This window comes from Alkaliflexus imshenetskii DSM 15055 (assembly GCF_000517065.1).
Taxonomy (GTDB): Bacteria; Bacteroidota; Bacteroidia; order Bacteroidales; family Marinilabiliaceae; genus Alkaliflexus; species Alkaliflexus imshenetskii.
The window spans coordinates 3,193,596-3,208,204 of the sequence record NZ_KI912105.1 but is presented as its reverse complement, the minus strand read 5'-3'; the positions used below and the strand labels follow the sequence as shown (position 1 = coordinate 3,208,204).

Annotated in this window: 11 protein-coding genes and 1 riboswitch; of the genes, 4 read left to right on the top strand and 7 right to left on the bottom strand. The window is 42.9% G+C overall.

Features of this window, described 5'->3' with window-relative positions; translation table 11 throughout:
* Positions 1–198 (bottom strand): sulfur carrier protein ThiS, encoded by a 198-nt coding sequence (thiS, locus tag ALKIM_RS0113540; protein ID WP_026475112.1) that lies wholly within the window; start codon positions 196–198, stop codon positions 1–3.
* A 214-nt stretch (positions 199–412) separates the two neighbouring features.
* Positions 413–504, bottom strand: a riboswitch (TPP riboswitch).
* A gap of 518 nt (positions 505–1,022) precedes the next feature.
* Between thiS and ALKIM_RS0113535 the strand changes: the two genes are divergently transcribed.
* From ALKIM_RS0113535 to ALKIM_RS0113525, 3 genes are read left to right on the top strand one after another with little or no spacing between them, the layout of a single operon-like run.
* Complete coding sequence (locus ALKIM_RS0113535) at positions 1,023–1,706, top strand: LuxR C-terminal-related transcriptional regulator (protein WP_026475111.1); 684 nt, start codon at positions 1,023–1,025, stop codon at positions 1,704–1,706.
* A complete protein-coding gene (locus tag ALKIM_RS0113530; protein ID WP_026475110.1) occupies positions 1,703–2,422 on the top strand; it encodes a DUF3307 domain-containing protein in 720 nt (239 codons plus the stop codon). The genes ALKIM_RS0113535 and ALKIM_RS0113530 overlap by 4 nt, the downstream gene beginning before the upstream one ends.
* Before the next feature lie 7 nt (positions 2,423–2,429).
* On the top strand, positions 2,430–3,500 hold the full coding sequence (locus ALKIM_RS0113525; protein WP_026475109.1) for an AMP-binding protein: 1,071 nt from the start codon (positions 2,430–2,432) through the stop codon (positions 3,498–3,500).
* Positions 3,501–3,603: 103 nt separating this feature from the next.
* On the opposite strand, the gene ALKIM_RS0113520 is transcribed toward ALKIM_RS0113525, so the two are convergent.
* Both ALKIM_RS0113520 and ALKIM_RS0113515 read right to left on the bottom strand, forming a co-directional pair.
* Positions 3,604–6,315 (bottom strand): SprB repeat-containing protein, encoded by a 2,712-nt coding sequence (locus ALKIM_RS0113520; protein ID WP_162148824.1) that lies wholly within the window; start codon positions 6,313–6,315, stop codon positions 3,604–3,606.
* A gap of 111 nt (positions 6,316–6,426) precedes the next feature.
* Entirely contained in the window at positions 6,427–7,203 is a 777-nt protein-coding gene (locus ALKIM_RS0113515; RefSeq protein WP_026475107.1) for a tetratricopeptide repeat protein, read from the bottom strand.
* 372 nt (positions 7,204–7,575) lie between these two features.
* Here ALKIM_RS0113515 and ALKIM_RS0113510 point away from each other — a divergent pair, with 372 nt between their 5' ends.
* Positions 7,576–10,467: a M16 family metallopeptidase gene (locus ALKIM_RS0113510; RefSeq protein ID WP_084555888.1), complete on the top strand. Its 2,892-nt coding sequence runs from the start codon at positions 7,576–7,578 to the stop codon at positions 10,465–10,467.
* A 63-nt stretch (positions 10,468–10,530) separates the two neighbouring features.
* Here ALKIM_RS0113510 and ALKIM_RS18610 read toward each other — a convergent pair whose 3' ends face one another.
* The 4 genes from ALKIM_RS18610 to crtD form a co-directional block, all read right to left on the bottom strand.
* A complete protein-coding gene (locus tag ALKIM_RS18610; RefSeq protein ID WP_052345569.1) occupies positions 10,531–11,643 on the bottom strand; it encodes a glycosyltransferase family 2 protein in 1,113 nt (370 codons plus the stop codon).
* A 19-nt stretch (positions 11,644–11,662) separates the two neighbouring features.
* On the bottom strand, positions 11,663–12,274 hold the full coding sequence (locus tag ALKIM_RS18605) for a lysophospholipid acyltransferase family protein (protein ID WP_052345568.1): 612 nt from the start codon (positions 12,272–12,274) through the stop codon (positions 11,663–11,665).
* A gap of 12 nt (positions 12,275–12,286) precedes the next feature.
* Complete coding sequence (locus ALKIM_RS0113495) at positions 12,287–12,940, bottom strand: carotenoid biosynthesis protein (protein WP_044117954.1); 654 nt, start codon at positions 12,938–12,940, stop codon at positions 12,287–12,289.
* Between the two features lie 109 nt (positions 12,941–13,049).
* Positions 13,050–14,528: a 1-hydroxycarotenoid 3,4-desaturase CrtD gene (gene crtD, locus ALKIM_RS0113490; protein ID WP_026475104.1), complete on the bottom strand. Its 1,479-nt coding sequence runs from the start codon at positions 14,526–14,528 to the stop codon at positions 13,050–13,052.
* Between the last annotated feature and the right edge of the window lie 81 nt (positions 14,529–14,609).

The window sequence follows — 14,609 nt, the reverse complement described above, 5'->3', positions numbered from 1 at the left end:
TCAACCACCTCTGGTTGCACCAATAACCATCACCTCCTCACCACCCTGCAACCGAAAATCATCCCATTGCGAGCGCAATACAATTCGGCCATTCACCGCAACTGCCACACCCTCAACAGGTAAACCTAAAACAAACACAAGTTCATTCAGCGTATTGGCATCCACTTCCCGAACTTCCCCATTTACATTAAACACCATAAGTTCAGAGCATTAAATAAAACATCCATTTTCAGGGCGTGTCCGCAGAAGCGGACCGGGCTATCCGCTACAACTCCTCTCCCGCCAAAAAAGGCGGGATTCGGGGTTTTCGCTTCTATCCCTCACGCAGCAGCAAAAAACACTTTGCCCAAAGACATTGGTAAACAACTCTCTAAGCACCAAAAAAATCAACAGATAAACAGTGGAAAAACAATCAGAAAGAAAACAGACTCCCTTCGCCGGTATTATCCGTATCAGGTTCCAGGGTATGATCTCAGCCGCTTATAGGCACCCCTGTCTTACATGTTGATGCAACAAATATATGAATATAAAAAAATACAAAACAAGCCCAAGTATGCAATTTAGAATCTGTTTAAATATAAATATTGTGTAACATATTCTGAACAGTTGTGGCCATAACACGCCCTAAAAAGAAAACACACATCAATATTCAAAACATACACTATCAAAATATTATATCAACACAAGTAAGCCAAAAATAAAAAATAATAAAGTCAACATATAATTTATAACTTAAATCATCTATAAATACAAGTTACAGTACTATTTACCAATAAATGTATTTTATAGGTAAATATACCTTTAAATTACATTTATAGTTATATTCGCATGTATTTATAAATTAAAGGTATAATTAGCTATATTTGTTTTCACCCCTGCGTTGCATAACGCTAAAACAGAAACTGAATTATTTCAAACCATGACACAACCACATTACCCATACACACTCTATAGTTATATATCAACACATCAAACAAATATCCGGTCAATTCACTATATTTAAATCCCGAAAACCAATAACCATGAAAGCCACCATATCTGGCGACATAATTGCATCTACTGCGCTAAGTACCAAGGGGCGCGCAGCTCTCGAAAAGCGGTTGAAAAAACTCATACAACTGCTCAAAAAAGAGTTTGGCATTTATGCGCGTGTCATAAAGGGAGACTACCTTGAATGTTACATTCCCGACCCGGAAGAAGCGCTGCGTGTAGCACTGATAATCAAGTGCTTCATCAAATCGCATCCAATCGATGTCAAATCGAAAAAAAGAGAGATTGCCTTATTTCGAATGCACGGCATACGGCTTGCCATTGGCCTTGGCCCCATCACCCGTTTTAATCCGCGAAAAGGCATCATCGATGGAGAAGCCATTTACCTCTCCGGTCGTCTTATAAGTCGCCAGAGCAATCCACACGGCGAACGCATGGTAATCAAATCCACACTTTTTATTGATGCCACAATACGCCCCGTTGTAGATGAATTTGAGCCGGTGCTGGCTCTGCTTGATGTGCTGCTTGCCAAATGTACTGCCCGGCAATGTGAAGTACTTACGCTAAAACTAACGGGGCTCAACGAAGAAACCATTGCGAGCCAGCTAAAAATAACCCAGGCCACAGTGAATCAGCATTCGAGAAGTGCCGGATGGAATGCCATCGAAAAAACTGTTAACCGGTTTAACCAAGCCATCAAAAACCTCCCAAAATGAATTTCCTGCAACTCTTAACCCTACAGCTCATTGCCCATTTACTTGCCGATTTTTTCTTTCAAACCGACAAATGGGTGGAAGACAAAAACAGTTCAGGTATACGAAGCCGGTATTTTCTGATGCATCTGGCACTTGTGTTCATCACATCGTGGCTCTTGTCGTTTCAATGGCAATTTATTGCTGCAGCAGGCACCATAACCCTGCTTCACGCCATCATCGACATGCTTAAAAGTATGCTCAGCCGAAGCTACAAAGTAAGGCGTTACCTGTTTTTTATTGACCAGATGTTACACCTTGGTGTATTGGTTGGTGTAACGTGGTGGTACTGCAACACTTTTCCCATAGAACCCTGGTTTAGAATTGTATTTTCAGAACGCACACTTTTTATTGTTTTTGCATTTTTGTTCTGCACCAAACCCGCCAACATACTCATCCGCGAGTTGTTCAACCTTTATCGCATTTCAGCGCCAAAAACTGAGAGCTCATCCAAAGAGCTACCCAACGCCGGAAAACTTATAGGCAATATGGAGAGACTGCTCACCCTAACCTTTATGCTAATTGGCCGCTTTGAGGCGGTTGGTCTGCTAATTGCAGCCAAATCCATCCTCCGTTTTGGCGAAAAAGACACGCTTAAATCGGAATATGTGGTGGTAGGCACACTGCTGAGTTTCGGTATTGCTATCTTTATTGGCGTTATTTTAATGTTTGTATTTTAGCCAAAGGATGACCGACAATCAAACATACCATTCCATCATCATCAATGGAAAGAGTTATTCTGCCACTAGTATTACAGAGCTTTCAGCAAGTGGACACCAGGAACTCTCAATGTTCCTGAGCCAATGGTGGAACGATTCTCCATCTATTACCGTTACCACATCCGGCTCTACCGGCACTCCGAAACCAATCCAGGTGCAGAAAAAGTCGATGCTCTCATCTGCTTTACGCACCATTCAATTCTTTGAACTGCAACCCGGCATGTCGGCATTGCTTTGCCTTCCGGTATCATTTATTGCCGGTAAAATGATGGTAATACGTGCTTTGGCAGGACGCCTCAACCTAATTACCACTGAACCATCGGGGCATCCACTAAAAAACATTAACCAGAGGATTGATTTTGCTGCTTTCACACCCATGCAAATGCTCAACGAAATTCAGTCGCATTCACCAAGACTTCATCACCTGCAAAAAGTAATCATAGGCGGTGGAAAGGTAGATGAGACGCTGGATAAATTACTGCAAAACATGCCATTTGAAGCGTTTGAAACCTATGGCATGACTGAAACCCTCTCCCATGTGGCACTGCGACAAATTAACGGAGACAGAAAGCAAAGCAGCTTTGTGCCCCTTCAGGGAATATCCACCGAAAAAGATGCACGTGGTTGCCTGATACTGCATGTGCCGGACATATCAGAGCATAAAATAGTAACCAACGATTTAGTAATTATTCATCCAGATAAAAGTTTTAATATTTTGGGACGTGTTGATAACATCATCAACAGCGGCGGCATAAAGATATCGCCAGAGCGGATAGAAGAAAAAATCAGGCCGCTCATGGATATCCCATTTGTCATCTCAGCGGTGTCTCACCCATCGCTGGGACAGCAGGTGGTGCTGGTTATGGAATATCCACCTCCAAACCCAACAAAGCTATTGGAAGCAATCAAAACAGAACTGGAAAAATTCGAAATCCCCGCCAGAATTTATGTTCTGAATCCGCTTCCGAGAACTGAATCGGGAAAAATTCAACGACAAGCCATTTTGGAAAAAATAAGTGGGATGTCCGGCATAAACTGAAAAGGTCTCCTCAACAGCTGCGGACAGTTTTATACCTGCTAAACCCCGCCATCTGCTGAGAAAACCTTTCCCTGAACAAGAACAAACAAAAACTAAACCCTATTTATTTAACCCTTAATAACTTTCCATCAAGTTTACCAATTCCGGTGATGAACTGATAAAAGATGATTCGTGAATCGCTGGCCGAACCGGAATATTTCACCCGATAGGTTTCACCACGCTTAATAGTTCCATCAAACAAACGCGCTACAGCAGTGCCATTCTCGTTATACAATACGAGAGAACCGGATGTATCTGCCGAGGAAACAAACTCAAACCAAACATCTGTAACAGATGGGTTTGGAAAAACATTCAAATTCACATTGCCAGGCTCAACCATCATGGTTGTACTTATGACAAGATTTGATATTTCGAGACAACGTCCGGCCTTTAAAGCCACCAGTACACTTTCAGCATCAAATCCAATGGCATTGCACATTTCAAAAGAAACAGTGAATCGGTCGCCTGCTTTCTTCCCAAAACCAGAGATGTCATCCACTTTGATGCCGCGCAAACCAGATTTTGGATCTGTTGAGTTTACCTCTAACTTCCAGCCCCGCGAGTTTGAGACATTATAAGCCACATTACCATTTAAATCGATGACCAGATGTGATAAGGCGTAGCGACAAGATCCATCTGTGACAAAAGTGTATTCATATTTAAAGCAGTCTGAACCAACCTCGGTAATCACAAGCTTATCTATAAAGATGCAACCAATGATGCAATTGTTATCAATGTCATCGTTGTCATTGTTGTCATTGTTGTTACCATCTCCCGGATTTCCTTCAATGGTGTTACCGTCAGAGTTGTCGCCATCCTGATTGTGGCTGCCATCGTCAGCGTCACCATCATTCGGATTATTACCGTCAGGATTTTGTTGATTGTCATCGTTATCCTGATTGTCATTGTCCATGTTGTCATCACAATAAACCTCTACTGTTGTTGATACAGAACAACCATTGGCATCAACTACAGTTACCAAATAACTGCCCTGTACCAAATCGGTTCTGTTGAATGCCCCCTCCAACCCGTTCCAGTATAACACATACGGTGCAGTACCACCAGATACTTGAGCCGTAGCAGATGTCAGGCCAGTGGTTATGCAGTCGGTGCTGTTAATTGTTACATTAAGCGACAGAATCTGCTCTTTATAGGCAACAACGATATCTTTCCCGTCAGAGCAACCAGACTCGTCCCTGACTTCTACATGGTACACGCCCTCAGAGTTTAGAGTGAAAGATTGCTCTACTATTTGGCCATCCAGAAAATAGGAATAAGAACCCTCTCCTCCGGAAGCGCTTAATTCAACGTTATAGACAGCATCAACAGGACTACAGCCTGAAGATGATACGGAAGCATTTAGTTTCAAATTGGAGCTTGAAGCAACTACCACCTGTTGCAAAATGCGGCAGCCATTGGCATCCGTCACCAAAACCGAATATGCCCCTGCATCCACATCATGAAGCTCGAGTCCGGAAGCGCCATTGCTCCATTCTACCACATAAGGGCCGGCACCATTATTTGGTGTAAGCACCACTGTACCACCCTCGCCGGCACAATTTGCCGGAGTTACAGCGGCCGACATGTAAAACACTTTTCTGTTTATTGTTACGTTACGTATCAAGGTACATCCGGCTGCATCGGTAACCGTCACCCTGTATGTACCGGCATCAACACCTGAAATATCTTTTGTATTGGCACCGTTTGACCACTCAAAAGTGTAAGGTTCGGTGCCGCCAAACACCTCAAGGGTAATATTTCCGGATGCACGTTCATGACACTCAACAGTGTTTGTAACGGCATTAATTTTTATAGGACTTTGGCTATTTATAAAGAAAGGAATTCGGGATTGGCAACCTCCTGCATCGGTAACAGTAATACTATAACTTCCCGATGGGAGGCCTTCAACATCCCTTGTTTGCGAGCCATGAGCCCATAAATAGGTGTAACCGCCCAATCCACCTGTCACATTAAGGTTAATGGCTCCATCGGAGTTGGCGCAAGTGGCATGGTTAATATGTCCGGATATGATTATGCGTGAAGGTCCGGTAACATCTTCAGACAGGAGAATCTCATTCCCTGAAGCGTCGCGCACTAAAACGGAGTAATTTCCAACAGCAACATTTTCGATACGTTGGGTTTCGGCACCATTGGTCCAATAAAAGGAGTATGGCGCTGTTCCGCCGGTTACAGAGACTTCGACAGCACCATCGGAGTAGCCGAAGCAGGAAACGGGTTGAGCTGCAATTGCAGCCTCAAATGGTACCACAATCACATCCGGCTGAATCTCCTCAAAAAAGATACATCGAGCAGCCTTATATGCTAAACGATACACTCCATTCTCAATCAAATCAAGGCATAGATTGTCGATGGCACAGACTGTATAGGTCACCTGAAATGAGCCAGGTTCTCCATCTTCGCCAAAACCTTTTATGTCGTCAACTTTTAAGCCACTTATACCCGTAGTTGGATCAGTCACATTCAGCTCCATTTTCCAGTTTCCGGTATTTTGAGCAGATGTTACTACACCACAGGGAACGGCGACCATTAAATGCGATAAGGCAAATCTACAGCCGGGTTCAGCTACAACTTGTATGGTGATGGTGATGCAGTTGTCACGCGTCGAAACATCAACAATTTCGGAAGTAAAACAATCAGTACAGGTTAATGCTGAAGCCTCAGATAAGTTTTCTGAATGCGAAAGCACAGGAAAAATCAGGAGTATTGCAGAAGCAATATAAACGATAATGTTGGCAGAAATTGTAGAACTTCTCATAGCATCAGGTTTTAGTTCCATTTTCTACGAGAAGAAATCAATTCTGTTTCGTTCGTCAGCGATTTTAACTATTTCGTCAAAATAATTTAACCTTTCGTCAATATCAAAAAATTATTCAACCCCCTCAAAAAACGCATTTTGCTGGACTTTTCCAGCTTTCAGGTCAGGCAGAAGCTCATCTTTCACCCATTTAAATCCGGGCGCTTTTCGAAGCAACTCAAGATATATTGCTTCGGCCCTTGCCGTCATACCCTGGTTGGCATAAACTTGTCCGAGCCAGGCACCTACGTTGTAACACATCCAATGATCCGGCATGTGAGTTTTATAATACCTGTAAGCCCCCTCATAATACTTCAAAGCTTCTGACTTGTTGCCACCAACAATAGCAGGTCTGAAATAGAGCGAATTGGCCTGCTCGGTTAGCGGAAGACCTAATGCAGGCCCAAGCTGCACGGCCCGCTGCACATTGTCGTTGTGGCTCCGGCTCAAAAAGGGCGCCCTCCAAGGACTCAATGCTATTTTAAATGCCACAGATGCAGCGGCAAAAGCGTGCAAATCCGCATCATTGGGACGGCGACGCAGCGCCTCAGAAATGCGACTCTCAAAAAAACCAAGTTCAACCCTTGCTTCGTCGGTGCGGCGAGCCCCCACGTAATTGCCCACCAAACCATATTCTGCATAGAGAAGCACCTTTTCTTTATCAGCACTTAACCTATGAAGACGCAGACTGTCAACCAATGTCTTCCAGGCGGGAATATCACCGGAGATAAAATAGTTGGTAAATCGTTTATTTAACTGTTCCACTGTAGCCCCGGCGATAACGTCAGGTATCAGAATAAACATAATCAGAATAAAACCAATACGTATTTGTCGATTGCTCTTTTCCATAATAGTGAAAGTTGTATCAAATGCACCCTCCTAAAAACAGACATACTACATCGAAAAACTGCCCAAACAGCTGCCACCAGTTTTCGGACATCAGTTCTCCACATTGTTACAATTCTTGTTGTGGCGCAAAATAGCCCAAGATGTTGATACCATTAAAACAATCTAAAACTCAAAATGGCTTACAACAGGCTCAAGATTTTACAAAAATAGGTTTGTTTATGGCATATCTTAGAAAAATGCCGTCTCAACGATGAAATCTCATAAAGTTTTCAACGCATATTGTCAGAAAGTATTACATTTATATCACATATAACATAAATTTTTCAGGCGCAATAAATATTGCCGACCTTACAAACCCTAATCTTATCTATTATGAAACAGACATTCGGCACGTTTCTTCTCCTAATGCTGCTGTGGCTCCCTGTATGGAGCGAAACATCCACATCCACCTCTCTGAATCTTATCAGCTACAAACTTGAAAACGGACTCACAATTTTCTTGAACCCTGACTCACAAGCATCAACGGTTTACGGAATGGTAGTTGTAAAAGGTGGCAGCAAACGCGACCCAAAAGATGCCACCGGCATAGCCCACTACTTTGAACACATTATGTTTAAAGGTACCGATGTATTGGGCACCATCGATTATCAAACAGAAAAGATTTATCTGGACAGCATTGAAGTTGAATACGATAAGCTTGGAAAAACCATCGATGCTACTGAGAGAAGACAAATACAGCTGAAAATAAACGAGCTCTCACTCAAGGCAGCTGAATTTGCAATTCCCAACGAATTGGACCGCATCATACAAGAGATGGGTGGCTCCAGCGTGAATGCCTTTACCTCTTATGATTGCATTGCCTATTATAACTCATTTCCTGCCGGGCAAATGGAAAAATGGCTTGAGCTATACAGTCACCGGTTTATCAACCCCGTATTCAGGATGTTTCAGAGTGAACTGGAAACAGTATACGAAGAGAAAAACATGTATGCCGATGATATGGGTACGCCATTTATTGAAACACTTTTAAAAGAGCTCTTTACGGGCACTCCATACGGCGATCATACCATACTCGGAAAGGCTGAACACTTAAAGAACCCTTCGTTGAGTAAAATGCGCGACTATTTTGAGACGTATTACGTACCCAACAATATGGCGCTGATACTTACAGGGAATTTTGACCCCGACAGCGCTGCCCCTATGATTGAGGAAAAATTTAGCCGACTGCAATACAAACCATTGCCAGAGCTCCCAACATACCAACTCACACCATATAAAGGACGCCATCAGGTAAAAAAACGATTAATGCCAATCAAAATTGGTGTTATCGGGTTTCATACCGTACCAGACGGGCATCCCGACAGGGTGGCATTGGATGTATGTAGTAACCTGCTCTCAAACTATTCAGAAACAGGACTGCTCGACGAACTCACCAATAACAACAAATGGCTGGAAAGCACCATACAAGGGCTATACTTTGAAGATCTTGGTGGCCATTTTTTAATATTCGTACCCAAATTGGTTGGCCAGTCACTCAAAAAAACTGAAAGAATGGCTTTCAACCAACTCGAAAAACTCAAAACCGGAAAGTTTGACGATGATCTGCTTGAAGCCGTTAAAACTTCGATGATAAAAGAAAAACAGTTGGAAATTGAAGAGCCCGAAAGCAGGGCTTATGCCATACTAAATCTCTATCTGCACAACCAGAGCTGGGATGATGTGTTATCCTATAGCGAACAGGTTAACAGCATTACCCGTGAAGATGTTATGCGCATTGCATCACAATACTTTGGTGAAAACCATCTCGTACTTCACTCACGAATGGGGTTCCCCAAAAAAGATAAGGTAGAAAAGCCTCCCTACAAGCCCATTACGCCACAAAACACCGAGGAAAAATCGGAATATGCCCTACAGCTTGATTCCATAAGAGTGATTGATGCCGCTCCGAAATTTATTGAAGAGAATGTGGACTATCACTACGGGAAACTTGCCGAAAACGCAGACTATTACTATGTTAACAACCACGTCAATAAAATATTCGACCTCCAGATAAAATTTAGGCAAGGCACCATTGAACGACCAGAGATGAATGTTATTGCCAATGTTTTTGACAATAGCGGCAATGGCGTACTTGGTTTTTCTGAGTTCAGAAAAGAGCTTCAAAAACTGGGTGGTGAAATAAATGCATCGGTAGACAACAACTTCTTTACAATAACCCTCACAGGCCTTGAGCAGAACATTGAACCAACCCTCGAACTGGTAAATACACTGCTGGAGAACCCCGTTTTAACAGATGAAGCGAAGAAGAAAATTGCCAATAGCCGCAAAACGGAAAGAAAATTGCAGCAAAAGGACATGTGGAATCAACATGCTGCACTTAGAGATTATGCCCTCTACAACAGTAGATCGAGGTTTATGCAATACACAACTTACAAAGAGATTAAAAATAGCACACCCCTGCAGCTCTCGAACCTTCTTAGAGAAGCCATGCAACGAAGTGCTGATTTTCACTACACAGGCACTATCGGGCACGAAAGAATGGCAACTCTCTTGCTTGAAAAATTCACGGGAATAAACAACCTGCAACCTGTTGAACAGTGGTTCTCGTTAAAACCAGAACTGCCTGAGACGCCCACTGTATATTTTATAAACAACAAGAAAGCTGTCCAAAGCAGGATAAACATTTTGATACCGGCAACTACAAACAATCAGGAGGATGAATTTGCATGCCTTCTGTTTAACGAATATTTCAGTGCCAACATGAACTCCATCGTGTTTCAGGAAATCAGAGAGTTTCGTTCATTGGCCTATGCGGCTACCGGAAGGTATGGTCTGCCATACGACAGAACCAACCCGGGACTATACATCGGATTTATGTCTACTCAGGCCGACAAAACCATTGAAGCGTTGGATGCCTTTACCTCGTTGACATCCGAATTACCATTGAAGCCGGAACGTGTTGAATTTATCAGAAACAATCTGAAGCTTACAATTGGGTCATCCAGGCCGCCATTCAGAAGCCTATCACATCAAATTCCCATGTGGAAACAGAGAGGGTTTAGCAGTGACCCCAATAAGTTCTTCCATGCTCAGATTGATGATGCTGCCTTTGACACAATCGAGGAATTTCACGCCAATTACATGAAAAACAGGCCTGCCACAGTTGTTATTGTAGGTGATAAAAAGCGGATAGACATGAAGGCACTTGAAGCACAGTTTGGCTCAATTACCGAATTACAAGTGAAGGATGTTTTCAGGAAATAACAATTAAGAACTTGGTTCTTATACACAAACTGTGAAATTGGGTTTAAACCTGGTTTCACAGTTTTATTTTATCTGATACTGGCGTCCTTTCCACTCAATCATTCCCCGATGCGATAAAGTGAGGTTTTCCTTGGCCAGTTTCCATAAAAACCAAAGATGGGTAAAGTGGTTTCCGATAATCATCCTGATCTCTTGTCGGCTGATTTGCGCCACCATTACTTTCATCATAAAAACCATGACCACACCTACTGCAAAATAAGTCCACTGTTGCATCACTGCCAGCAAGGGCAATCGCAACCACTCCATTGCCACAAAAAAGAGCATCCAGACTCTGTTACCACTAAAGTAATGATGGATGTTACGCGCAAACCCTGCAACAGCCTCATCTTTATTGCCATACATACGGCAAAACACATCCCCATTGCCAACCAAAACGGCCATTTTCAAACGCATCTTTTTCATTAGCCGTGCAATCAAAATGTCATCCACATTGTTGCCTTTCACTTTTAAGTGCCACTGATAACGCTTGTAATCATCGGCTCTAAACATCATAAACTGACCATTTGCTGCTGCAAGAGAACTAAACCAGGGTATCCGGACTGCTATCAATGGTAACATGGACAACAAAATCCAGTTCATAAGTGGCACAATAACCTTTTCACCTGCCGTTTGCATAATTTGCTGAGGAAACAGAGAGAGTAAACTTAACTTTTTGCGCATCATAAAATCAGCAGCACGCTGAGCCACTCCGGCACCAATGCGCACATCGGCATCCAAAAAAAGTAAATACTGCCCCGATGCTTGTTGAGCTAATTGGTGACATGCATAGTTTTTACCCACCCACCCTTGGGGCAGCTCTTTTCCATTGAACCATTTAAGCACCGAAATTTGAGGCCGAAACAACTCCAACACTTCAGCGGTGGTATCGGTGGAATTGTCGTTACATACAATGATTTCAAGATTTGGATAAACTTCCTCTTTTAGTGCAGACAAAAGTACTTGAAGATTGGCTGCCTCATTACGGGCAGGAATAAGAATGGATACCATGGGCTGCGAAGCATCACCTTTTACCGTAGGCAAAAATGGCTGGGAGACATAATTTACCCAAACCACCAAAAAGCGGATAAGCAACATGGCCATCAGTAACATGGAGATATAAAAAAAGATGCCTGTCATTTAATTATGGTTGGTTAAATCAACTGATTCTTTGCGCCTGTCTGGCCACCGCGGCATGATAAAACTCGCGGTACATATCTTCAACATGCGCAACACCATCTACGTGGCAACAACCAATATAAAAGGTGAGCACAGGCTTTTTCTGCGAGAAATAATCGGTAAGCGCCACATAAAAGAGTACGCTTTTCACGCCCGATTTGGAAATGATGTGGTCTAAACCCTTTTTAAAGGAAGGAACGCCTGCATAGACAGATGTTATTACCCCCTGCGGATAAATCACCAGTAAATTCCCTGCCTCCTTTAGTTTATCAGAAGCGTAAGCGAGACTCTTCACCACCGATCTGCTACCAGGGTCTATCGAGAATGCACCAATACGACTCAAAATGCTATTTCGTTCAAGTTGCTGCTTAAGCATCATCACATAAAACCGCTTGCGCAGTAACTTCTTATTGAGATAATAGACCCAAAAGCCATCCCACCAACTCACATGGTTGCCAATAACCAGTTGGCTTTCATCAGTGACTGGCCAAATACCCTCCACCTCTATTTTGCTGAAATGTCTATTCAACAGAAAACGGATGTAAGCATCAAAAAACTTATCAACAAACCAGTGGTGACGGGCAGGAAGCATGGTAAATAAGTATTACAGAAAGATGTTAAGCACCAGGAAAAACAGTAACTGCACTCCAAAAAGCCAGGCAGCAACCGGCCGAATGGTTTTCACGTTAAGCAATTCAAATATCCCTGCAATAATCACGGACACAATGAACCACATCAGATAGTTGCGCAGCGGAATTACGTCATGAGCCCAGCCCCACATTCCGGTTTTCATGGCTACAGGCTCCATCACCACATCAAAAAGCACCATAAGGGCTGCTGCCGAGAATGGGACCCATTTTTTAAGCACATCGAAAGAGCGCACTATGGCAGTGGCGCCATAAATCAGTACGAGCCAGTTAGCCCCAATTAACAGAGGCGTATCAAACACCTTAAAACCCAACGAGGGGCCGTAAAAATAACTTCCGAACAGCAACCCAGTCTTGGTTCCAATGGCCTCTATTGCTATCGTAAAAAGTGCCACACCAATAAAAACCAAAGTATGCAACCTGTTGTGGGGTTTATGAAAAAGCATCAGCAAACCTAAATTAATCACAACCGACAAAGGAATAAGCAACTCAAATAGCGGTCGCGTAAAGGGCACAAGAAAACCAGCTATGCCAACCAGATAATAAATTACGAGAAACTTTTGAGTCTCCTTCTCCGTGAGGTTTTTCAGATGATTAACAATCAAACTCATATAAAAAAATTAAAGTCATAAGTAAAATACAATACGTATTGAAACAGCAATAAAACCTGATGCAAAGATTGTTTTAGTTCCGTACGATTTCATAAAATTTTTTCTTGATTTAAAGCCGCAACCCATCAATAAGGCCATCCACTATTTTGGCTGAAGCCAGACAGAGGGGAATACCACCTCCAGGATGCACACTTCCACCGGTAAAAAACAGGTTGCTAAACTCACGACTAAAATTGGGATGGCGCATAAAAGCCGATAATGGAGAGTTGCTGCTGTGTCCGTAAATTGAGCCATTAACAGAACCAGTGCGCTCTTCAATGGCCTCTGGCGTTAAAACATGCTCAAACTCGATGTGCTTCTCCACATCAATGTGCAGCATCCGCTCTATTTTCTTAACAATAAGTAAGCGGGCACGATAAACCTCATCTTCCCAATCCTGTCCGCAATTTTCGGGTGCATTTACCATCACAAACCAGTTCTCGCAACCCTCGGGTGCATCTGCATCAACCACTTTATTGCTAATGAATATATAAACGGTTAAATCATCGGCAAATCTCTTTGTATCAAATAACCCTTCAAACTCAGCCTTGTAGTCATCACTAAACAATATGTTGTGAACATCCAAAGGAGAAGATAGTTTCATTCCCCAATAAAAAATAAGTGCGGAAGATGACCGCTCACGCTTCATTAATTTATTGAAACGGGATTTACGTGGCAGTATGTCACGGTAGAATAGTGTAATGTCGGTATTATTAACCACTACAGATGCAGGTAAAGTGCAATCTGCGGTACGTACACCAGTTATTTTGCGACCGGATGTAACCAGACCAGTCACAGCCGTATTAAAAACAAACTGAACACCCTCTTCGTGAGCCAGCCTCATGAGCGCATTTACGATACCAAACATGCCATCCTTAGGAAAATAAGCTCCAGTATTGTGCTCCAGATGCGCAATCATATTTAGAGTTGCAGGAGCCCGATAAGGATTACTACCATTATAAGTAGCGTACCTATCAAACAATTGTACAAGATTGCTCTGGCCAAAAGTTCGGGTGTTACGCCGGTGCATGGTGGTAAATGCATCTAAACGATGCAATGCCTTTAAGCTCTTTTGCCCTGCCGGGCCAATATATGTGGATGGTTTATGAATGGAATTGAACAGAAAAAAATCGGCGGTATGTGTGTACAAAAAGGCCTGCTTCTCAAGGTAGGATTCAACCGCCTCACGCGAGACATTGCATCCGGCAAGTTCATCCAGAAATCGAACTTTGTCACTCCAGGCTTTTATCGAGTGGCCATCGGCAAAATGGTAACGACATGTAACGGGTAAAGAGACAACTCCCAAATAATCAGCCAGACGCTTATTAAAAAGACCAAACAACTCATCCACCAAAAGCGGCATGGTAAAGAGCGATGGCCCCATGTCAAAACGATATCCATTATGCCGTAACTCTGCAATCTTACCTCCTGGACTCTCCGACTTCTCAATTACGGTTACTGAAAAACCACGGGCTCGCAAACGCAAAGCAGCAGCAATGCCACCTATTCCGGCGCCAATCACACAAGCTACAGGTTTTTCATCGCTCATAAACACATGTTTTTAATATCGCATTGATAATAAGACTACTGACTAAAACTCAATCAAAAACCGCCTAACCAACAGATAATC

Coding starts and splice junctions, on each gene's coding strand:
- crtD (WP_026475104.1), bottom strand. CDS start 14,528: ATGAGCGATGAAAAACCTGTAGCTTGTGTGATTGGCGCCGGAATAGGT.
- ALKIM_RS0113510 (WP_084555888.1), top strand. CDS start 7,576: ATGAAACAGACATTCGGCACGTTTCTTCTCCTAATGCTGCTGTGGCTC.
- ALKIM_RS0113530 (WP_026475110.1), top strand. CDS start 1,703: ATGAATTTCCTGCAACTCTTAACCCTACAGCTCATTGCCCATTTACTT.
- ALKIM_RS0113495 (WP_044117954.1), bottom strand. CDS start 12,940: ATGAGTTTGATTGTTAATCATCTGAAAAACCTCACGGAGAAGGAGACT.
- ALKIM_RS18610 (WP_052345569.1), bottom strand. CDS start 11,643: ATGACAGGCATCTTTTTTTATATCTCCATGTTACTGATGGCCATGTTG.
- thiS (WP_026475112.1), bottom strand. CDS start 198: ATGGTGTTTAATGTAAATGGGGAAGTTCGGGAAGTGGATGCCAATACG.
- ALKIM_RS0113520 (WP_162148824.1), bottom strand. CDS start 6,315: ATGAGAAGTTCTACAATTTCTGCCAACATTATCGTTTATATTGCTTCT.
- ALKIM_RS0113525 (WP_026475109.1), top strand. CDS start 2,430: ATGACCGACAATCAAACATACCATTCCATCATCATCAATGGAAAGAGT.
- ALKIM_RS18605 (WP_052345568.1), bottom strand. CDS start 12,274: ATGCTTCCTGCCCGTCACCACTGGTTTGTTGATAAGTTTTTTGATGCT.
- ALKIM_RS0113535 (WP_026475111.1), top strand. CDS start 1,023: ATGAAAGCCACCATATCTGGCGACATAATTGCATCTACTGCGCTAAGT.
- ALKIM_RS0113515 (WP_026475107.1), bottom strand. CDS start 7,203: ATGGAAAAGAGCAATCGACAAATACGTATTGGTTTTATTCTGATTATG.